This is a genomic window from Aureimonas flava (assembly GCF_003583935.1).
GTDB classification, from domain to species: domain Bacteria; phylum Pseudomonadota; class Alphaproteobacteria; order Rhizobiales; family Rhizobiaceae; genus Aureimonas; species Aureimonas flava.
In genome coordinates, this window is the sequence record NZ_QYRN01000004.1 from 191,480 (window position 1) to 212,818 (window position 21,339).

Below are 21,339 nucleotides of genomic sequence, written 5' to 3' on the forward strand. Positions count from 1 at the left end.
GCGCGCGGATCGGGCGCCCTGCGGCCGGCGCGTCAGACCGCGAGGGCCATGCCGTCGCGCTGGGGGTCCGCCCCACCGCGACAGAGGCCGTCGTCGACCTGGATGCCGTGAAGCGCGGCGAAGGCGTAGCTCTGCCACGCGCGCTTCACGTCGTAGCCGTCGCGTTCGAGCTCGGCGGTGACGGAGCGCCGGATGCGGTTCGACACGTCGATCGCGTCCGAGACGGCCACGATGCGCGGCGCGCTGACCGCCTCCAGCATCGACATCCCGTGGTCGATCACGTTCATGATGCCCTGCGCCATCGCCGGCGCGATGTAGCTTCCGCCCGGCGCGCCCATGACGACGAACGGATCGTCGCCCCGGAACACGATGGTGGGCGCGGCGGAACTCGCGCGCCGCTTGCCCGGCGCGATCGAGGCGGCCCGGCCGGGCCGGGGGTCGAAACGGCTCATCAGGCCGTTGTACATGAAGCCGAGCCCATCGGTGATGGCGCCGGAGGGGCTTCCGAGCGAATGCGTGAGCGCCACGGCGTTGCCGTCGCGGTCCACCACCGAGACATGGGTCGTGTCGCGCGACGACTTGTCGAGACGCTTGACCTCGGCACGACGGCCGGCACGGATCTCGGCGGCCAGCGAGGCGGCATAGTCCTTCGACAGGAGGCGCTCGACCGGAACGTCCACATAGGCGGGGTCGCCCATGAACGTGTCCTTGTCGACCGTCATCCGCTTCATCGCTTCGGCGAGCACGCGCACGTGCTCGGCCCCGCCGTGCGTCATCGCGCCGATGGGGAAGTTCTCCAGGATGTGGAGCAGCTCCAGCATCGCGATGCCGCTCGAGGGCGGCTGCGAGGTGGCGATGCGATGGCCGCGGTAGGAGCCCCAGAGCGGCTCGGTCACCTGCGTCTCGTAGCGGGCGAGGTCGTCCCGGCCGATGAAGCCGCCGGCCGCAGCCATGTCCGCCACGATCTCCTCGGCGATCTCCCCGGTGTAGAAGAGCTCCGGCCCGCCGGCCGCCAGGCGCTCCAGCGTGCGGGTGAGGTCCGGGTTCACGACGATCTGGCCGGGGCGCTTGAGCGAGCCGTCCGGGTTGAAGTAGACGCGGCGACCCGTCTCGCTGAAGCGCAGCCTGTCGGCCACGTTGACCTGGCCGGACGCGCTTTGGTCGAGCGACCAGTACCAGTGGACGTGCGGGCGCACCATGAAGCCGGCGCGCGACTGCTCGATCGCCGGCGCGAGCGCGTCCTCCCAGGTGAGCGAGCCGTAGCGCGCGAGCGCGTCCGCATAGCCGCGCACGGCCGCCGGCGTGCACACCGCCTGATAGCCGATCTCGTTGCGGCCGTCGGACAGGAGGAAGGCGAAGCCGTCGCGCGACTGGCCGTCCAGAAGGTGCGTCCACACGTCGGGCGTCAGCGACAGCGACGCGCGCCCGTAGAATTCCAGGACCTCGTGGATGCCGCGCTTCGGCATGAAGACCTGCATGTGGCCGAAACCGCCGAGGCTCGACATCTGCGGATCGACCACGCCTTGCACGAGCGCGCAGACGATCGCCGCGTCCACCGCGTTGCCGCCCCGCGCCAGGACGTCCGCGCCCGCCTCCGCCGCTTCCGGCTGAGCCGTCACGACCATGCCGTTCTTCATGCGCATGCCGTGGTCCGTTCCCGTCTGTGCCGTGCGAGGGCCGCGCCGAGGAAGTCCTCGACCCGGTCCAGCACCTTCATCCTGTCGTGCGACACGCCGGGCACGAGGTCGAAGCGGACGGCGACGCCCGCCGTCTCGAACGAGGCCTTGAGCGCGGCGAGGCGCTCGGGCCGCGTGCGGCCGGCCTCGTTGGCGCCCTCCATCCAGTGGGGCGACCCTTCCCGGTGGGTGATCTCCCACGTCTCCAGGTCGGCGTCGCCGACGACCATCTGCACGGGGACCCGGGCGAGGGCGTCCGCATCGAAGGCGATGCCGAACCGGTCCGGCAGATCGCGGATGCCGACCCACCAGTCGCGGGACGGATCCAGCAGCGTCACCGAACCCGGCGCGCCGACGGAGGCGGCCCAGAGCCGGTCCGGGTGGAGGATGGCGAAGCGGTGGGTGAAGTGACCGCCGCCGGAGAAGCCGAACATGGCGAAGCGGCTCCAGTCCTGGCCGTACTTCTCCGCCACCTCGGCGACCATGTCGAGCACGATCCGATCGTAGCGGATGTCGCCCTCCGCCATGTACTTGTAGCCGCTGCGGGCGCCGTCGCCGAGCACGCCGACCGGAAACAGCGGGCACAGGATCGCGCAACGGTTCCAGCGCCCGAACCCGGAGAGCCCGTCGCGGAAGTCGAGGAACGACGTGCGGCCCGTCCCGTGGACCGCGACCATGAGGTCCGCCGTCTCGCCCTCCGCGAGCGACGGCGGCACGTAGAGGCAGTAGGAGAAGCGCGGGTCCGAGCGGCAGGAGAAGATCGCCGTCCGCCCGAGGTCGTAGGTCGCGCGGCCCCGGTCGCCGGGGGCTGCGGTGGGTGCGGCGCTCATGACTGCCGGATGCCCATGGCGAGCGTGTACTGGTCGGCGCGGGTCGTGTAGTCGATCGTCTTCTTGGCGCCCACCACCACGGCCTCGTAGTGCAGCGGCAGGATCGCGTGCTCGCCGAACACGACCGTCGAGATCTCGGACAGGAGCGCGTTGCGCCGCGCGTCGTCGATGATGCTCTTGGCCTCGGCCAGCATCTCGTCGACCTTGGGGTTGGAATAGCGGCCGGAGTTGCTGGCCCCCAGGCCCTTCTCCTTGTCGGGCGTCGCCACGATCGCCGTCATCGGGTTCGAGGTCTCGCCCGTGTTGACGCCCCATGACGACAAGGACAGGCTGAACTCGGCCCGGCTGTTCTTGGCCGAGTAGACCGACCACGGCATCACGTCCACGGCCGTCGCGACACCGATGCGCGTGAACATCTGCGCCACCGCCTGCACGATCTTGGCGTCGTTCACGTAGCGGTCGTTCGGTCCGTGGATCGTCAGGCGGAAACCGTCCGGGTAGCCCGCCTCGGCCAGAAGCGCCTTGGCGGCCTCGGGATCGTACGGGTCGACGTCGATCTCGGGCGAGGTGCCGGGCTCGCCCTTCGGCAGGAACTGCGAGGCGGGCTCGGCATTGCCCTCCATCACGCGCTCCGCGATCGCCTTGCGGTTGATCGCCAGCGACAGCGCCTTGCGCACCTTGGCGTCCTTCAGCGGGTTCCGGTCGAGCGGGGCGCCGCTCTTCGAGAGGACGAAGGGCGACACGTCGCGCGCCTGGTCCATGGCGAGATACACGACCCGGCTCGACGTGCCGCGGATCACGTGGAAGCGGTCCGACGCCTCGACGTTGCGGATGCCCTGGTAGGGCATCTCCTCGATCAGGTCGAAGTCGCCCGAGAGCAGCGCGGCGAGGCGTGCGGCCTCGTCCGAGACGATCTGCATCTCGACGCGCGCCCAGGGGAACTTGTCGCCCCAGTAGCGGTCGTTGCGCATGAGCACGACGCGGTTGCCCGGCACGTATTCGGCCAGAACGAAGGGGCCGGTGCCGATCGCCGCCTTGCCGCTGTTGAAGTCGGCGCTCGGCGCGTCCTTGTGCTGCGCGCTGACGATGCGGATGCGGCTGAGCGAATTGGGCAGGAGCGGATCGGGCGCGTTGGTCTCGATCAGCAACTTGTTGCCCTCGCCGGCCGTCGCGGACTTGATCGAGCGCGTGTAGGTCCGGAACGAGGAGGTGCTCTCGATCGTCGTCGCGCGGTCGAGCGAGGCGATCACGTCCTCCGCCGTGAACGGCGTTCCGTCCGAGAACACGACGCCTTCGCGAAGCTGGAATTCCCAACGCGTGTCGTCCAGCACCGTCCAGGACGAGGCGAGGCCGGGCACGGACTGGGACCGGGGGTCGTTCACCACGACGGAATCGAAGATGTGCGTGGCCAGCGCGTTGTTGGGCGCGTTGCTCTGCAGATGCGGATCGACCGTGGTCGGAGGAGCGGCCAGCGCGATGCGGATCGCGTCGGTCTGCGCGAAGGCGCGGCCGGGCAGGCCGGCGAGCGACAGGGTGGCCATGCCACCTATCGTCAGCTTCAAAAGGTGGCGGCGGTCGAGGGTCGGTGCGGACATGCCATACGCTCCTGGATCTGTGTCGATGAATTGGCGGTTCGCGCCGCCGGTCGTCGGCCCGTCAGGACTTCGGGCGCACGTTGCGCATCATGATGAAGCCGTCGCCTCGCGGCTCGAGCGTCAGGTCCTTGCGCACGCCCCAGCTCGACTTCAGGAAGAACAGGGGAATGATCGCCTGGTCGGAAAGGGCGGCGGCGGCGGCCTGCCGGGCCAGCTCCTCGCTCCGGGCGCCGTCGAAGCTGGCCTGCGCCTTCGCGATCAGCGCATCGACCTCGGGGTTGCTGTACCGGCCGCGGTTGCTGACGCCGAGCCCCCGCTCCTTGTCCGCCGTCTGGATCAGGTTGACGAGGCTGTTCACCGGGTTGCCGGTGGGCGTCCCGTAGAGGGACATGATCATGGAGAATTCGGGTTCGCCGTTCGGCCCGCCGCTGTTGGCGCGCTTGTAGAAGACGCTGGCGGGCAGGGTCTCGACCTGGGTGCGCACGCCGATCGCGGAGAACATCTGCGCGATCGCCTGGCAGCTCTGCGCATCGCCCGAGAACCGGTCGTTGAAACAGTGGATCGTGAGCTGAAAGCCGTCGGGGTAGCCGGCCTCGGCCAGAAGCGCCTTGGCGCGGCGCGGATCGTAGGCGGCCGGCGGCAGCGTCTCGTCGTAGCCCGCGAACCCTTCGGGCGCGATCTGGCCGGTGGGCGTCGCCGCGCCCTGCATGATCCGTTCGGCGATGCCCTTGCGGTTGATCGCAAGGGTCAGCGCCTCGCGGACCTTGGCGTCCTTGAACGGGTTCTTCGCGAGCGCGGCGCCGTCCGCACCCTTCACGTAGGGCGAAGCGTCGCGGAAGCGGTCCATGGTCAGATAGACCTCGAAGACCGACGTATCCTCCACCAGCGCGGTGTTCTCGCCCTCCTTCACCCGCGCCGCGAGATTGCCCGGGACCTCGTCGATCAGGTCGACGTCGCCCGCCAGGAGCGCGGCCACGCGGGCGCTGTCGTTGGCGATGAAGCGGACGCGGACCTTCTCCCACGGCTCCTCGCCGTTCCAGTAGGTCTCGTTGCGCTCCAGGACGACGTCCTGGCCGGGCGTCCACCGGACCCACTTGTAGGGCCCGGTGCCGATTGCGGCGCGGCCGCCGTCGAAATCCTCCGCCGAAGCGCCGTCCGCCGCCTTGGCGGACACCATGCCGATGGTCGTCAGGTTCCAGGGCAGGACCGCCGAGGGCTGCCGGGTAACGATGCGCACGGTGAGCGGATCCACCGCCTCCACCGTGTCTATGTCCTTGAGATAGGCGCGGTAGGTGCGCACCCCCTCGATGGACAGGCCGCGCTTCAGCGAGAAGACGACGTCGTCGGCCGTGAAGGGGGTGCCGTCCGAGAAGACGACGCCCTCGCGCAGCTTGATCTCCCAGGTCCGGTCGTCCACCGCCGTCCAGGACGTCGCGAGCCAGGGCTGAGGCTTCAGGAAGCGATCCTGGTAGATCAGCGGCTCGTAGATCTGGAGCGCGATGTTGCGGTTGGGCGTGTAGAGGAGGTGCGGGTCGGCGCTGTCCACCGCACCCTTCATCCCGACCGTCAGATTCTGCGCGAGCGCAAACGGGGCCGCGTAGGCCACAAGGAGGGCGGTGATCGCTGGAAGGAGGCGTTTCACGTTCGATCTCCGATGTCGAGAGGAGCGGTCGGGTTCAGGGCCGGGGCGCCAGCGCGCGGTCCACCGCCGCTTGCGCGAGCGACAGGTGATGCAGGATGCGGTTGCGGGCGCGCACGGCGTCCACCCGCGCCGGCAGGCGGCCGGGATCTGCGGCATCCAGCGCGGCCAGCCGGCGGATCGGCTCCAGGACGGGCCAGGCCGGAAGGGGCAGGGCATCGTCGTGGACGAAGCGGTCGCCCCGCGTGTAGTCGAGGGGCATGAGCGCGCGCGACACCCGCACCACCGCCTCGTTGCGCGGGCCGGCCGACACGCCGTCATCGAGATGCCGGATCGTCGCGGCCAGCTTGCGGGCGGCCTCCAGGAGCGGCTTGGCGCAGGTATCGTCGGCCAATGCGTCGACGAGAGGGCCGAGTTCCGCCACGAGCTCGTCCACCTTGGCCGCCTGGTCGATCGGGAGGCGGTCCTCGCTCACGAGGCGCCAGACCGCCTCCAGCAGGACGCGCGTGTCGCGGGCGAGGTGGGCCGGGTCGATCTTGTCGATCAGGTCTTCGGGCGTGTGCCACCACCAGCCGAGGGCGTTGCGCATCTTCAGCCCGGTCACCGCCCGGCCGCTGAGCGAGCCGAACATGGAGGGGATGCCGAGGCCGGGGAAGGAATCGTCGGCCGAGCGGGCCTTGCGCTTTCCGGCGAGCGTTTCGCCGGTCTCGGCCCGGATCGCCGCCGAGGCCAGCGGGCGCAGCTCCGTTACGACGCCCGTGTTCGCCAGGATGTCGGCGCCGACGCCGCCGGGGCTGTCGATGTTGACATGGGCCACGCAGCGCCGGTCGAGTTCGGCGAAGTGCTCGTCGGCATACCAGGCGGAGCCGGAATAGCGGCCCTGCGAATGGCCCGACCAGAAGCAGATGCGCAGGCCTCGCTTCCACGCCTCGCGCCGGCTGGCGCACAGGCGCGCCACCTCGACCATGGCAGCGTTGGCCGATCCGTTGTCCATGACGCCGTGGTGCCAGGTGTCGTGGTGTCCCGAGAAGAGGACGAAGGGCTCGTCCGCCTCGCCGCGCATCGACGGTAGGTCGGCAACCAGAATGGGCGTCTTGCGCCAGCCGGTATCGACCTCGGCATGCACCGTGGCCTGCAGCGATCCCGCCTCGCGCAGCCGCTCGCGCAGCTCCGCGCCGTGCGCGTCCGAGACGGTGATCACCGGGCAGGCGGGCAGGTCGGCGATGGTCCCGGTCGACGGGTTGCCCCAGACGGTGGAGATGCACATCTCGTGCAGATGCTCGTGCGGGCTGACATGGATCACCGCGCCGACACCGGCGCGCGAGGCCCGCCGCGCGACGGCCGGGCTCGCGATCCCGTCCACGAGAACGATGCGCCCACGCAGATCGGCCGAGGCGAAGGCCGCTTCGCCGCCATCGCGCAGGTCCACCAAGCCGCCCGAAACGCCCTCCGCCGCCGTCGCCCTCGCCATGGAATGGGTGATCGCCGGATAGGAAAGGCCATCGACCTGAAGCCGCGCCGCACCCGGCAGGCTGATGAAGGCGTCGTGCGCCAGCACCTCGGTGCGGTAGCCGACGGCGCGCATCGCCGCCTCGACCTTGGCGAGGCTCTCACGCTCGCTCGGCGTGCCGGCGAGCTTCACGTGGCCCGCGATGCCCTCCAGAAAGCGCATCATCCCCGCCGCGTCCACGCCCGCCTGAAGCGCACGCAACGCGGGCTCCCGCGTGTCCGGCTCGGATCGGTTCTGCTGGATGGCTGCGTTCTGCATATCACCTCGCACGATCGCACTGCACAACAAACGTGCTTGCTCGATCGGCAGCAGATTGCGCGCCGAAAACCCGTGTGTCAACATCAGTGTGACGACGTAACACTGTTCGTTACAATTGAGGATCGCAGGCTTGCCCGACACGTTCGACATCATGGTTCCAAGGACCGACCCGGTTCCCGTCCTTCTCGACTCGCCGCACAGCGGAAACCGGCATCCGGCGGACTGGCGCCACGCCGCGCCGCGGGAGGCGCTTCTGACGGCGTGGGACGCATATGTGGACGAGCTGTTCAACGCGGCGCCCGACCACGGCGCTGCCCTGCTGCGGGCGTTCTTCCCGCGCACCTTCATCGATCTCAACCGGGCGCGCGACGATGTCGATCCGGACCTCCTCGAGGGGCAGATGAGCTTTCCCGCCAAGCCCGGCCGCAAGAGCGGGAAGGGCTTCGGCCTCCTGCGCCGCTATGCCCTGCCGGGCATCCCGGTCTACGACCGGTTGCTTCCGGCCGCCGACGTCGAGCGTTGGATCCGCGTCTACTACGATCCGTACCATGCGGCGCTGCGCCGGAGCCTCGACGTGCTCCACGACCGCTTCGGTTTCGTCTGGCACATCGACTGCCATTCCATGAAGTCGGTCGGCAACGCGATGAACGACGACGCCGGTCGCCCGCGGGCGGACTTCGTCGTCAGCGACCGGGACGGAACGAGTGCCGACCCGGCATTGACCCGCTGGATCGCCGAGCTGTTCCGCGAGCGGGGCTACAGCGCGACGGTCAACGACCCCTACAAGGGCGCCGAGTTGATCGCCGCCTATGGCGACCCCTCCCGAAACCGGCACAGCATCCAGATCGAGGTGAACCGGGCCCTTTACTTGGATGAGGCGGCGTTCGAGAAGGGACCGCGTTTCGAGACGATCCGCGCCGACATCGGCGCGGTGCTGGAGCGGATCGCGCAGCGGGCGCGAAGCGAGATCGGGGTTTCATGACGGTGCAGGGAGCGGGCGGCGACGCGGCGGGTTATCGGATCGAGGCCGTGGATTTCGCGCTCGACATCCTGGCCGTCGTGGCCTCGCAGCCCGACCTCGGCGCGTCCGACATCGCCAGGGTCCTTGGCGGCAGCCGGCAGCGCATCTTCCGCATGCTAAAGACGCTGGAGGCGCGCGGCATGCTCGAGCGCGGCCGGGAAGGCAAGACCTATCGTCTCGGCTACATGGCGCTGGTGCTCGGGAACGCCGCGCGCTCCCAGATCGACCTCATCCGCGCGGCCGAGCCCATCATGCGCTCGGTCGGCCAGCAGGTCGAGGAGACCATCCAGCTCCGCGTACGAGAGGGGTTCGAGACGATCTGCGTCGCCCGATGGGAGCCCGAGCGCGACGTGCGCGTCCATGCCATCATCGGCCGTCGCCGCCCCCTGCATGCCGGCTCCAGCAAGATCTTCCTGGCCTTCCTGCCGGAGGCGGAGCGCGAGCACTATCTGGCGCATCACCTGGAACGCTTCACCGTCAAGACGCTCGTCGACCCGGCCGAACTGGCGAACCACCTCCGACGGATCCGCGAGAACGGCTACGCCGTGAGCCAGGGCGAGATCAGCGACGACTTGGTTTCCGTGACGGCGCCCGTCTTCGGCATCGACCGGTCGGTTCTGGCCGCGATCAACATCGCCGCGCCCGCCGCGCGCATGCCCGCGTCCCGCCTCTCGGAATGCTGCGCCTCGATCGTCGACGCCGCGATCCAGCTTTCGCGGCAGCTCGGCTACCCAGCCGGCCCGCGCGCGGACTGATGCCCGCAGGCCTGTTGGGAGGGGCCGGCTCGGCGGTCAGGCGAGGTGCGTGCGGAACCAGTCGATCGTGCGGCCCCATGCGAGTTCGGCGGCGGCCTCGTCGTAGCGCGGGGTCGAATCGTTGTGAAACCCGTGGTTCACGCCGGGGTAGACGTGGGCTTCGTACGTCTTGCCGTTCGCCTTCAGCGCCGCCTCGTAGGCCGGCCAGCCCTCGTTGATGCGGGTGTCGAGCTCGGCGTAGTGGATCAGGAGCGGCGCCTGGATGCGCGGCACGTCCTCCGCCCGAGGCTGGCGGCCGTAGAAGGGCACCGCCGCGCCAAGGTCCGGCCGCGCCACCGCCGCCGCGTTGGCGACGCCGCCGCCGTAGCAGAAGCCGGTGATGCCGACGCGCCCCGTGGTCGCCTCGTGGGCGGCGAGGAAGTCCACCGCCGCCAGGAAATCGTTCATCAGCTTCTCGGGATCGACCGTCGCTTGAAGCTCGCGCCCCTTCTCGTCGTTGCCGGGATAGAGGCCGACGGAGGTCAGCCCGTCCGGCGCGAGCGCCACGAAGCCGGCCTTGGCGACACGCCGAGCGACGTCCTCGATATAGGGGTTGAGGCCGCGGTTCTCGTGCACCACCACGACGCCCGGCACCTTGCCGGTGGCCCCCGCCGGCCGCACCAGATAGGCGCGAACCTCGCCGTGCCCCTCGGGCGAGGGGTAGGCGACGTATTCCGGCACGATGTCGGGGTCGGTGAACTCGACCTGGGTGGCCAGCGCGTAGTTCGGGCTCATGGCCGCCAGCAGCGCGGCGGCGGTCATGCCCCCGACGGCGAAGCGCGCGGCCCGTTCCAGGAACTCGCGCTTGGTCACGCGCCCGTGGGCGTAGCCGTCGTAGAGCTCCAGGAGCTCGGGCGGGAAGTCCTTGGCGGTCAGGCATCGGGTCATCACGTCCTCCCAGGCCCGAATCCAAGCATCATTCCGCCGGCTCGGCAACCGGGGCGGGCGGGGCGGCCCGGCCACGCGCGAGGCGTGCGCCGAGGCGCATGACCGTCGCGAAGAACAGAGGCACGAAGAAGATGCCGAGCGCAGTGGCCGCGATCATCCCGCCCATGACCCCGATGCCGATCGCCCTCTGGGCCCCTGCGCCGGCACCGGTCGAGACCGCCAGCGGCAGCACGCCGAGGATGAAGGCGAAGGACGTCATCAGGATCGGGCGCAGGCGCTGGCGCGCCGCCAGCAGCGTCGCCTCGATCAGCGGCCGCCCGGCCGCATGCAGGTCGCGCGCGAACTCCACGATCAGGATCGCGTTCTTAGCGGCGAGGCCGATCGTGGTGAGAAGGCCGACCTTGAAGTAGATGTCGTTGGACAGCCCGCTCGCGGTCGCCGCGACCAGCGCGCCGAACACGCCGATCGGCACCGCGAGGATCACCGAGAAGGGCACGGTCCAGCTTTCGTAGAGCGCGGCGAGGCACAGGAACACGACCAGCACCGACAAGGCGTATAGGAGGGGCGCCTGCGATCCCGACAGCCGCTCCTGGTACGACAGCCCGCTCCAGTCCGCCGTCCAGCTGGGGCCGAGGTCGGCCACGAGCTGCTCCATGCGGGCCATGGCCTCGCCCGACGACGTGCCGCTGCCGGCCGAACCCTGGATGTTGATGGCGCTGAGGCCGTTGAAGCGTTCCAGCCGCGCCGGACCCTGGTCCCAGCCGACCTGCGTGAAGGCGGAGAAGGGCACCATCTCGCCCTTGTCGTTGCGCGCGTACCAGCGGTCCAGGTCGCTCGGCACCATGCGGAAGGGCGCGTCGGCCTGCACGTAGACGGGCTTGATCCGGCCGTTGTTGTCGAAGTCGTTGACGTAGTCGCCCGCCCAGGCTTTGGACAGGACGTCGTTGACGCCGGAGACGTCGATGCCGAGCGCGCCGGCCATCTGGTGGTCGACGCGAACGTCGAGCTGCGGCTGCGTCGAGGTGCCGTTGCGGCGCACGCCGGTGAGCATCGGGTCGGAGCCAGCGGCCTGGAGGAGGCGTTCGCCGGCGTCGGCGAGCGCGTCGGCACCCTGGCCGCCGGCGTCCTGGAGATACATCTCGAAACCGCCCGACTGGCCCATGCCCGGAAGGGCCGGCGGCGAGAGCGCCACGACGCGCGCGTCCCGGATGCCGGCGAAGGCCTGCATCGCCCGACCGGCGATCGAGGCGGCATCCTGGCCCGTGCCGGTGCGCTCGTCGAAGGGCTTCAGCTTGACGAAGGCCATGGCGAGGTTCTGGCCCGAGCCGCCGAAGGAGAAGCCTTGCGTTGCGAACACCGCGTCGACGTCGGCCTTCTCCTTCGTGAGGTAGAACTGTTCGACCTGGCGGAGGACCTCGAGCGTCCTGGCCTGCGTGGCGCCCACCGGCAGTTCGATCTGCGTCATCAGGACGCCCTGGTCCTCCGCCGGCAGGAAGGACGACGGGAGCCGCGCGAACAGGAGGGCCGTGCCGCCGCAGATGAGGCCGAACACGAGAAGCACGCGCAAGGGGCGGGTCACGATCCCCCCCGTCACGCGCTCGTAGCCGCGCGTCACGGCGTCGAAGCCGCGATTGAAGCCGCGGAAGAACCGGTTCTTGGGCGCGCCGTGGTTCGCCTTCAGCAGCGTCGCGCAGAGCGCCGGCGTCAGCACCAGGGCGACCACCACCGACAGCAGCATCGCGGTCACGATGGTGATCGAGAACTGCTGGTAGATGATGCCGACCGAGCCGCCGAAGAAGGCCATGGGAAGGAACACGGCCGACAGCACCAGCGCGATGCCGACCAGCGCCCCGGTGATCTCGCGCATCGACTTCTCGGTCGCCTCGCGCGGTCCCAGCCCGTCCTCCTCCATGACGCGCTCGACATTCTCGACCACCACGATCGCGTCGTCCACAAGGAGGCCGATCGCGAGCACCATCGCGAACATCGTCAGCGTGTTGATCGAATAGCCGGCCACGGCGAGGACGCCGAGCGTGCCGAGCAGCACCACGGGCACGGCGATCGTCGGGATCAGGGTGGCGCGCCAGTTCTGGAGGAACAGGAGCATGACCACGAAGACGAGGACCACCGCCTCGATCAGCGTGTGGACGACCTTCTCGATCGACAGCTTCACGAAGGGCGTGGTGTCGTTGGGATACACGACCTCGACGTCGCTCGGAAGCGAGCCCTTGAGCCGGTCCAACGCGGCGTGGACGCCTTCCGCCGTGTCGATGGCATTGGCGCCGGCGGAGAGGTTCACGCCGAAGCCGGCGGCCGGCTGGCCGTTGTAGCGGGCGCTGGTCGCGTAGCTTTCAGCGCCGATCTCGACGCGCGCCACGTCGCCGATCGTCACCAGCGAGCCGTCCGTGGCGTTCTTGAGGATGATCGAGCGGAACTGGTCGGGCGTCTGAAGCTGGCTCTGCGAGGTGATGGTGAAGTTCATCTGGGCGCCGGCGGCGGCGGGCGCGGCGCCGAGCTGGCCCACGGAGACCTGACTGTTCTGGGCGGTGACGGCCGAGGTCACGTCGCCCGGCGTGAGCTGGAACTGCGCCAGCTTCGCCGGGTCGAGCCAGATCCGCATGGCATAGCCCGAGCCGAAGAGGTTGAGGTCTCCGACGCCGGGAACGCGACGGATCGCGTCCTCCAGGTTGGTGGAGACGAGGTCGGCGAGGTCGATCGAGGAATAGGACGGGTTCGACGAGGTGAGCGCCGCCACCATCAGGATGCCCGAGGAGGACTTCGACACGGTCAGTCCCTGGCGCTGCACGGCCTCCGGGAGCTGGGAGGTGACCTGCGCCAGCTTGTTCTGCGTCTGCACCTGGGCGATGTCGGCATCGGTGCCGTTCTGGAAGGTCAGCGTGATCGAGGCGGACCCGGCGGAGGTCGAGCTCGACGACATGTAGAGGAGGCCGTCGAGGCCGGTCATGTTCTGCTCGATGATCTTCGTCACCGAGTTCTCGAGCGTCTGCGCGCTGGCGCCGGGATAGGTCGCCGAGATGCGCACGTTGGGCGGGGCGATGTCGGGATAGCGCGAGATGGAGAGCTGCGACAGGCCGAGCAGACCGCCGAGCATGATGACGATCGCGACGACCCAGGCGAAGACGGGGCGGCGGATGAAGAACTGCGCCATGGCTCAGTCCTCCGACTTCGCGCCGGCGGCGGCGCCCTGCGCCACCCGGCCGTCGTTCGCCGTCGGAGCGCCGTCGACAGGATGCGCCACGCCGTCGGCGTCCAGCGTCACCTCGACCGGCGAAACCGTCTTGCCCGGCTGCAACTTCTGGAGGCCGTCCACGACGAGGCGGTCGCCGTCGGCGACGCCGCTGGTGACGACCCAGTTCGCGCCGATGTCGGTGGAGATCTGCAGCACCCGCGTCTCGACCTTGTCGTCGGCCGTCAGGAAGCTCGCGGTGGGCTGGCCCTTGTTGTTGCGCGACACGGCGCGCTGGGGCACCAGGAAACCCTTGTCGTCGATGCCGACGTCGAGCGAGGCGCGCACGTACTGGCCCGGCAGAAGCATCGCGTCGGGGTTCGCAAACTGCGCCCGGACGGTGAAGCTGCTGGTCGTCTCGGAGACGAACCGTTCGCGCGCCTCCAGCTTGCCCGTCTCGGGATAAGGCGTGCCGTCGGGCAGGCTCAGGCGGATCTGCGGCGGGGACGACTTGTCGCCGAAGGCGGAGTGGAAGGCACCGGTCTCCAGCGCGGCGCGGTGGCGGATGAGGTTGCCGGAGGACTCGGTGAGATCGACATAGACCGGGTCGAGCTGGCGGATGGTGGCGAGCGCGTCCGACTGGCCGGCGGTGAGCAGCGTGCCGGCATCCACGTTCGTGGTGCCGATGATGCCGTCGATCGGGGCGCGGATCTCCGAATAGCCGAGCTCGATCTGCGCGGTCTCCACGGCGGCCTGCGCCACGGCGATGTCGGCCTTGGTCTGGAGGTACAGCGACTGGGCGTCCTCCCGGTCCTGCTGGCTGACCACGGTGCTGGCCGAGAGGTTGGCATATCGCTCGGCCTTGGCCTGGACGCTGGGCAGCGCGGCCTGCGCCTTGGCCAGGGTCGCCTGTGCGGAGGCGAGCTGCGCCTGGAAGGGCTTGGGGTCGAGGCGGAACAGGATGTCGCCCGCCTTCACCGCGCTGCCCGGCTCGAACACGCGCTCCACCACGATGCCTCCGACCTGCGGCCGGATCTCGGCCGTGCGGAAGGCGACCACGCGGCCCGCCATGTCGCTGTGGAGCGTCACCTTCTGCGGATGCAGCGTCACGAACCCGACCTCCGCCGGCGCGGCCGCGGCGCGCGCGGGGGCGGCGGCCTCGGGCTCGGTGCAGGCCGAGAGGGCGGCGACGGCGGCCAGGGCGACAACGAGCCCGGTGGCGCGGCGGACGAGGGGGTGGATCGTGGGCGACATGGAAACCTATCTGAGCGCGCGAGGGTGAGCCCCGCCATCTTGCGTTCCGTCATATCGCCGCGCGGCGCGGGAAGGTGTGTCGCCGCCTTGGCGGTTTGTCGCAAATTGTATCGGGACGGCGCTCCTGGGCCCTCCCGGCACATTCGGATACAAACTTTCCGCCATCGCCCGGCACAACCGGTGTATCGCCGGGACACGTCATTCGCGAACGATCGGGAACCCACATGTCCGCCGCTCCGCACATCGTCGTGGTCGACGACCATCGCGAGATCCGGGACCTCGTGCGCAAGTATCTCGTGCAGCAGGGCTATCGCGTCAGCGTGGCCGAGGGCGGACGGGCGCTGCGCCGACTGCTCCAGACCGAGCGTCCCGACCTGATCGTCCTCGACATCATGATGCCCGACGAGGACGGCCTGACGATCTGCCGCGAACTGCGCGCCTCGAACAGCGTGCCGATCATCTTCCTGACCGCCGTCGCCGACGAGACCGACCGCATCGTCGGCCTGGAGCTCGGCGCGGACGACTACCTGACCAAGCCGTTCTCGGCCCGCGAGCTGCTCGCGCGCATCAAGGCCGTGCTGCGGCGGGTCAACGCCGTGCCGCCGCACCGCGAGCTGCCCGCGAACCGGCGCGTGCGTTTCGCCGACTGGCTCCTCGATCTCGGGCGCCGAGAGCTCCAGGGGCCGGACGGCGTGACGGTCTCGCTGTCCACGGCCGAGTTCCGTCTTCTCAAGGTCTTCGTGGAACATCCCGGCCTCGTGCTCACCCGCGACCAGCTCCTCGACCTGACCACGGGGCGCGAGGGAGACGCCTTCGACCGCTCGATCGACAACCAGGTCAGCCGCTTGCGCAAGAAGGTCGAAGCCGACCCGAGGAACCCGTCGCTCATCCAGACGCATTGGGGCGGCGGCTACCGTCTCGCGGCCGAGGTGCTGCCGGCATGACGCGCCTGTGGCACAAGACGCTGGCGGGTCAGCTCGTGGCCGCGCTGATCGGCGCGCTGCTCCTGTCGCAAGTGGTGCTGTTCCTGTTCGTCTGGCAGGAGCGCAAGCAGGTGCTGGAAACCAGCGGGCAGGCGGAGTTCGTCAGCCGCGTCCAGTCGCTGGCCAGGCTCGCGACCTCGCTGCCGGCCGAGGCGCGCCCGCGCGTCGCGCGCGCCAGCGCCACGGAGTACAGCCGCTTCTGGATCGCGCCGGACGCCGGGCCCGATCCGTCCGCTTGGCTCGGGGACATGCACCAGCAGTTCGCCGCACCGCTGCCCCGGCTTCTGGACGCCTCCGGGGCCGCCGCCGGCGACGATCCGGCGCTTCCTCCGGGCGAGGCGGCCCGCGCGTTGGCCGGCGTCACGATCGCCGACGATCGATCGCCGCCCGCCGACTGGCCGGCCGACCTGCCGGACGGGGCGCGCGCCGTCTCCTTCGGGGACGAGCTCGGATCCGGCTTCGTGGTCCCACTCGGCGACGGCACGAGCTTCAACGCCGCCTACTACAACCACTTCTCGGGATCGATCCTGTCGACGCCTGTCCCGCTCACCTTCGTCCTAACGGCCGCGCTCGTGGCCCTCGTGGCGATGGCGGTGATCCGGCGCATCGCCGAACCGCTCGCCCGGCTGACCGAGGCGGCCGAGACGCTGGGGCGCGGCGAAGCGGTGCAGCCGCTGCCCGAGACGGGGCCGGACGACATCCGCCACACGGCGGCGGCCTTCAACCGGATGCAGGAGCGCCTCCACCGCTTCGTCCAGGACAGGACGCGGATGCTGGGCGCGATCGGCCACGACCTGCGCACGCCGCTGACAACCCTGCGCCTGCGCGCCGAGTTCGTGGAGGACGAGGAACTCCAGGCGCGCATGTTCGCCACCATCGACGAAATGCGCACCATGACGGAAGCGATCCTGGCGCTGGCTCGGCAGGAGAGCGAGGCCGAGCCGACCTCCACCGTCGACCTAGAGGCGCTGGTGGAAAGCCTGTGCGACGACCTCGCGGAGGTGGGAAACGACGTGCGCTTCGAGGCGGGGAGCCGGGTCACCTGCCGATGCCGGCCCGACAGCCTGCGCCGCGCCCTGCGCAACCTGATCGAGAACGCGGTGCGATACGGCCGGGAGGCGCGCGTCTCGCTGGCGCTGGCCGGCGACGGCGTGGAGATCCTGGTGCGCGACCGGGGGCCGGGCATCCCGCCGGAACGCGTCGAGGACGTGTTCGCACCCTTCGTGCGCCTGGAGGCGTCGCGCAATTCCGAGACGGGTGGCGTCGGGCTCGGCCTGTCCATCGCCCGCGCGATCGCGCGCCAGCATGGCGGCGACGTGCTGCTGCGCAACGGCGGGCCGGGCTTCGAGGCCGCGATCCGCCTGCCCCGGTGAGCCGCGAGGCTCAGGCGCGCATCGCCTCCCGGATCCGCTCCCGCGTTAGCGGAAGATCGTGGATGCGCCGGCCGATCGCGTGCGTCACGGCGTTGGCGAGGGCGGCGCCGCCCGGTCCCTGGCTGCATTCGCCCGCGCCCAGGAACGGCTCGTCCGGGCGCGGCAGGATCTCGACGTCGATCGTCGCCGGCAGCGCGCCGAAGCGCAGGATCGGATAGGTCGACCAGTCCACCGAGGTGACGCGGGTCCGATCGAAGGTGGCGGCCTCGTAGAGCGTCCAGCTCGCGGACTGGACGATGCCGCCCTGCACCTGGTTGGCGATCCCGTCCGGGTTGACGACTTCGCCGGCGTCCACCGCCGCGCTGGCGCGGAGCATGCGGACCCGGCCGGTGTCGGGTTCCACCATCACCTCCATGGCGACCGCGCAGTAGGCGGCGAGGTTCTTGTAGCGCGCGAAGGCGAAGCCGCGGCCGTGGTGGGCCGGCGGACGCTCCCCGGCCTGCCAGCCGAACATGGCCGCCGCGCGCTCGACCACCGCACGGGCGCGCTCGTCGCGAAGGTGGCGCAGCCGGTATTCCACGGGGTCGGCACCGGCGCGTTCCGCCAGATCGTCCATCATGTTCTCGATCGAGAACACGTTCATGTAGGCGCCGAGACCGCGCAGGGCGGAAACGCGCAGCGGCATCTCCTCCACGAAGTGCCAGACCACGTCGCGGTTGGGGAAGGCGTAGAGCGGATTGGCGTTGCGGTCGCCGTTTCCCTCGGGCGTGATGCGCAGTTTCGGGCTCGCCGGCGCGAAGGGTTGGGCGAGATACTGGGCGGCGAGCAGCGAGTTGGCGCCCCCCGGGCGGGTGCTGTGCGAGTTGCTCCAGACCTCGTGACGCCAGTCCACCACGCTTCCCGACGCGTCCGTGCCAGCGCGGATGCGGGTCACCATGCCCGGCGAGAAGGGCTCCCAGGCGTGTTCCTGCTCCCGCATCCATTGCAGGCGCACGGGACGGCCGGGCGCGGCCTGCGCCAGACGCGCGGCATCGGCCGCCGCGTCGTCGGCGCCGTTGTGGCCGTAGCAGCCCGACCCCTCGACATGGATGCAGCGAACGGCGCCGGTGTCGACGCCCAGCATCTCGGCGATGGCCTCCTGATCGGGATAGACCCCTTGCGTATGCGTCCAAACGGTGGTCACGCCGCCCTCCAGCACCGCGACGGCGCAGGACGGGCCGATCGAGGCATGGAGCTGGTAGGGCCGCGTGAACTGCGCCTCCACCACCGAGAGACCCGCCGTGCCGAGCTGGCCTTCCTGGGCGACCTGACCGTCCTGTACCGGCCGCGACAGGATGTGTTCGGCCAGCGCGCCGGCGTCGGGGAGGTCTTCGCGCTCCTCCCAGCGGGCAAGCATCGACAGGGTCCACAGCGCCTTGATGGCCTGCCACTCCTTCTCGGCGAGCACGCCGACGAAGGAGCCGTCGCGCACCACCGACAGGACGCCCGGCATGGCCTCCACCGCGGCAGCCTCGAGCGCGACGAGGCGCGCGCGAGGGCTCGGCGGCCGAAGGACGCGGCCATGCACCATGCCGTCCGGCCGCATGTCCTGCACGTAGGCGGGGGCGCCGGTGACCTTGCCGGGAATGTCGATGCGCTGCCGCGGGCGACCCATCTCGCGGAACGCGGCGGCCGGCTTCAGCGCAGCGCCCGGCCGCGCCCGGCCCCGGATCAGTTCGCCCGAGACAAGCTCCCCATAGGGCACGCGGCGACCGTCGGCCGCCGCGACGGCGCCCGCCTCGGCGCGCAGGTCCGCCGCCGCGAGGTTCCAGCGGCGTCCGGCCTCGGCGATCAGGATCTCCCGGATCTGCGCCGCGACGTGCCGGATCGCCGTGCCGCTGTCCTGGATCGAGTGGCTGCCCGCGGTGAAGCCCTCGTTCGGGCTCTCGCTCGTGTCCGGCCCGACCAGCGCGATGCCGTCGAAGGGCATCTCCAGCTCCTCGGCGGCGATCTGGACGAGCGCGGTTCGGATGCCCTGGCCGAGTTCCGCCTTGCCGGTGAACACCGTGGCGCGGCCGGCGGCGTCGATGCGGATCCAGGATTCGAGGTTCGGATTGGTCTTGAGGCTGCCCGGCAGCTCCGGCGCGGCCTCCTCCACGGCCTGGAAGTTCTGCGTCTCGCTGCCGGGCGAGGTGGCCCCTTGCGCCCAGGCGTCGCGCATCGAGAAGGCGAGGACCAGCGAGCCGGAGCCGAGAAGGACGCTGCGTCGGGTCAGCGCGTGGGGATCGTGCCGCTTCATCACCCTGTCCTCGAACCCGTGGCGCCGGCGCCGGCCGTGCGCATGCTGTCGGCCGCCCGGCGGATCGCCGCGAGGATGCGCATATGCGTGCCGCAGCGGCAGAGGTTGGGCTCCATGTGCGCGCGGATGGTCTCGTCCGAGACGCCCGGATCGCGCTGCAGCAGCGCCTGCGCCCGCATCATCATCCCGGGGATGCAGTAGCCGCACTGGGCGGCCTGCTCGGCGATGAAGGCCTCCTGCATCGGGCCGGGAGCCTCGATCGTTCCGAGGCCCTCGACCGTGGTCACGGCCTTGCCGTCCATCACCAGCAGCGGCGTGACGCAGGACAAGACCGCCTCGTCCCCGACCATCACGGTGCAGGCGCCGCACTGGCCGAGACCGCACCCGTATTTCGCGCCGTGAAGCCCGAGTTCGTCCCGCAGCACGTAGAGGAGCGGCGTGTCGGGCTCGGCGTCGACCTCGTGCGGCGTGCCGTTGACGATCAGGCTTACCATGAGGTCTCCTGCTTGGAAGGGTTGGCCGGCGCGTCGGAGCCGCTGTCCAGCGATTGCTGGCCGTTCTCGGCGCCGCGCGCCCGCGCCTCGGCGATCAGGTCCGACGGGTCGTCCCAGGGCGGCTGGTCGCTGAAGGTGCGGCGCATGTAGGCGAGGAGGTCGGCGATCTGCCCGTCGTCGAACGCGCCGGCATAGCCGGGCATGATCGGCCCTCGCCCGCCCTCGGGCGCCGGGATGCCGTTCAGCACGACGTTGATCGGATTGGCCGGGGTGGGGCCGTGGATCGCGGTCGAACGGTCGAGGCGCAGACCGCCGTAGGGCAGGGGCCGGCCGGCGTCGTGGCAGGTGGAGCATGCGGCGGCGTAGATCGCCGCGCCCCGGTCGGCCGGATCGTGGCTCACGGGCGCCGTCTGGCTTCCGCCGGAGGCCACCACCGCGCCGGGCGCATGCGTGCCCTCTTCCGCGAGCAGCGCCTCCGCGCGCCGGCGTTTCTCGGCCGACGGCTCGCCCATGAGCGAGGCGACATAGGTGGCGATGGCGCGCGACTCGGATTCGGGCAGGGTGCCGAGATTGGCGTTGACGGGCGCCATGGGTCCGCGCGCGACCCCGTGGCTGGCCTCCCAGCCGGTGTGGAGATAGCGCGTCAGGCTGTCGACGTCCCAGGGGATCGGCGCGGGCGAATCGGCGTTGAGGGCGTAGGCGGTCCAGCCGTCGGATTCGCCGCCGCCGAAATGCGCCGAGCCGGTCTTCGCCGCACCGAGGACGTTGCGCGGCGTGTGGCAGGCGCCGCAATGCCCGAGCCCCTCGGCGAGATAGGCGCCTCGGTTCCACTCGGCATCCCTGGCGGGATCGGGCTGGAACGGGCCTTCCCGCAGGAACAGGAGCTTCCAGCCCGCCAGGATCGCCCGCACGTTCAGCGGGAACGGGAGTTCGTTCTCCGGCGCCCGCGCGGCCACCGGCTCGCGCGTCATCAGATAGGCGTAGAGCGCACGGTTGTCCTCGTCCGTCACCCGCGTGAAGTGATCGTAGGGAAAGGCGGGATAGAGATGGCGGCCCTCGCGGTCGACGCCTTCGCGCATGGAGCGCTGGAACGCCGGCTCGCTCCAGCGTCCGATCCCGGTTTCGCGGTCGGGCGTGATGTTGGTGGCGTAGATCGTGCCGAACGGGGTCTCCAGGGGTCGACCGCCGGCGAAGGGCCGGCCGCCCGGCGCCGTGTGGCACACGACGCAGTTGCCGACGGCTGCGAGATCCTCGCCCTGTCGCACGAGTTCGGGATCGAAGGCCGGCAGCTGCGCGGCGTCGATCGGCGCGATCTCGCTCTTCCAGGCCAGCGCCGCGAAAGCGCCACCGCCGATGGCGGCGAGAACCAGGAGGCCCGCGCCCAGGTGTCGAAGCTTCATCGGCCGCTCGATCAAGGACGGCTCCAGTTTGGAACCGCTACAAGGCACTCAGCTAGCGGCACGGGCGATCCTTCCAAGCCATTCAACCTTCAAGACTTCTTGTGTACCCAAGCAAATCCGGTCGAGGCCGCGACGCGATAGCCTGACGCGGATCATCGA

15 protein-coding genes are annotated in these 21,339 nt (G+C 70.4%); 4 read left to right on the forward strand and 11 right to left on the reverse strand.

The genetic code is table 11. The annotated features are described in order from the left end of the window. Positions 1 to 32: 32 nt before the first annotated feature. The 5 genes from ggt to D3218_RS08620 all read right to left on the reverse strand — a co-directional run bounded on the left by ggt (position 33) and on the right by D3218_RS08620 (position 7,508). Positions 33 to 1,637, reverse strand: coding sequence for a gamma-glutamyltransferase (ggt, locus tag D3218_RS08600; protein ID WP_119539890.1), 1,605 nt, complete (start codon positions 1,635 to 1,637; stop codon positions 33 to 35). Next, positions 1,634 to 2,506, reverse strand: a complete 873-nt coding sequence (locus tag D3218_RS08605) for an alpha/beta hydrolase family protein (protein ID WP_119539588.1) — start codon at positions 2,504 to 2,506, stop codon at positions 1,634 to 1,636. The genes ggt and D3218_RS08605 overlap by 4 nt, the downstream gene beginning before the upstream one ends. Beyond that, positions 2,503 to 4,101, reverse strand: a complete 1,599-nt coding sequence (locus D3218_RS08610; RefSeq protein WP_119539589.1) for an ABC transporter substrate-binding protein — start codon at positions 4,099 to 4,101, stop codon at positions 2,503 to 2,505. Before D3218_RS08610 ends, D3218_RS08605 begins: the two co-directional genes overlap by 4 nt. A 61-nt stretch (positions 4,102 to 4,162) precedes the next feature. Further along, positions 4,163 to 5,743, reverse strand: a complete 1,581-nt coding sequence (locus tag D3218_RS08615; protein WP_168990462.1) for an ABC transporter substrate-binding protein — start codon at positions 5,741 to 5,743, stop codon at positions 4,163 to 4,165. 34 nt (positions 5,744 to 5,777) lie between these two features. Next, the gene (locus tag D3218_RS08620; protein ID WP_168990463.1) at positions 5,778 to 7,508 is read right to left on the reverse strand and encodes a M28 family peptidase; all 1,731 of its coding nucleotides are present in this window, start codon (positions 7,506 to 7,508) and stop codon (positions 5,778 to 5,780) included. A gap of 130 nt (positions 7,509 to 7,638) precedes the next feature. On the opposite strand from D3218_RS08620, the gene D3218_RS08625 reads away from it, so the two are divergent. Then, positions 7,639 to 8,490: an N-formylglutamate amidohydrolase gene (locus tag D3218_RS08625; protein WP_210209659.1), complete on the forward strand. Its 852-nt coding sequence runs from the start codon at positions 7,639 to 7,641 to the stop codon at positions 8,488 to 8,490. Next, positions 8,487 to 9,284, forward strand: coding sequence for an IclR family transcriptional regulator (locus tag D3218_RS08630; protein WP_119539592.1), 798 nt, complete (start codon positions 8,487 to 8,489; stop codon positions 9,282 to 9,284). Before D3218_RS08625 ends, D3218_RS08630 begins: the two co-directional genes overlap by 4 nt. 36 nt (positions 9,285 to 9,320) lie before the next feature. Here the strand turns inward: D3218_RS08630 and yghX are convergent, their stop codons facing one another. The 3 genes from yghX to D3218_RS08645 are packed head-to-tail and all read right to left on the reverse strand — an operon-like array spanning position 9,321 to position 14,652. Then, entirely contained in the window at positions 9,321 to 10,211 is an 891-nt protein-coding gene (yghX, locus tag D3218_RS08635) for a YghX family hydrolase (protein ID WP_119539593.1), read from the reverse strand. A 28-nt stretch (positions 10,212 to 10,239) separates the two neighbouring features. Beyond that, positions 10,240 to 13,380 carry an efflux RND transporter permease subunit gene (locus D3218_RS08640; protein WP_119539594.1) on the reverse strand — a complete coding sequence of 1,047 codons (3,141 nt, stop codon included), beginning with the start codon at positions 13,378 to 13,380 and terminating at the stop codon, positions 10,240 to 10,242. 3 nt (positions 13,381 to 13,383) lie between these two features. Beyond that, positions 13,384 to 14,652 carry an efflux RND transporter periplasmic adaptor subunit gene (locus D3218_RS08645; RefSeq protein WP_119539595.1) on the reverse strand — a complete coding sequence of 423 codons (1,269 nt, stop codon included), beginning with the start codon at positions 14,650 to 14,652 and terminating at the stop codon, positions 13,384 to 13,386. A gap of 224 nt (positions 14,653 to 14,876) precedes the next feature. On the opposite strand from D3218_RS08645, the gene D3218_RS08650 reads away from it, so the two are divergent. Together D3218_RS08650 and D3218_RS08655 are read left to right on the forward strand one after the other, a co-directional pair. Further along, the gene (locus D3218_RS08650) at positions 14,877 to 15,596 is read left to right on the forward strand and encodes a response regulator (RefSeq protein WP_119539596.1); all 720 of its coding nucleotides are present in this window, start codon (positions 14,877 to 14,879) and stop codon (positions 15,594 to 15,596) included. After that, positions 15,593 to 17,008 (forward strand): HAMP domain-containing sensor histidine kinase, encoded by a 1,416-nt coding sequence (locus D3218_RS08655; protein ID WP_119539597.1) that lies wholly within the window; start codon positions 15,593 to 15,595, stop codon positions 17,006 to 17,008. The genes D3218_RS08650 and D3218_RS08655 overlap by 4 nt, the downstream gene beginning before the upstream one ends. Positions 17,009 to 17,018: 10 nt before the next feature. On the opposite strand, the gene D3218_RS08660 is transcribed toward D3218_RS08655, so the two are convergent. From D3218_RS08660 to D3218_RS08670, 3 genes are read right to left on the reverse strand one after another with little or no spacing between them, the layout of a single operon-like run. Continuing rightward, entirely contained in the window at positions 17,019 to 19,286 is a 2,268-nt protein-coding gene (locus D3218_RS08660) for a xanthine dehydrogenase family protein molybdopterin-binding subunit (RefSeq protein WP_119539598.1), read from the reverse strand. Next, entirely contained in the window at positions 19,286 to 19,780 is a 495-nt protein-coding gene (locus D3218_RS08665; RefSeq protein ID WP_119539599.1) for a (2Fe-2S)-binding protein, read from the reverse strand. The genes D3218_RS08660 and D3218_RS08665 overlap by 1 nt, the downstream gene beginning before the upstream one ends. After that, positions 19,774 to 21,180, reverse strand: coding sequence for a cytochrome c (locus tag D3218_RS08670; protein WP_119539892.1), 1,407 nt, complete (start codon positions 21,178 to 21,180; stop codon positions 19,774 to 19,776). Before D3218_RS08670 ends, D3218_RS08665 begins: the two co-directional genes overlap by 7 nt. Positions 21,181 to 21,339: the final 159 nt, after the last annotated feature.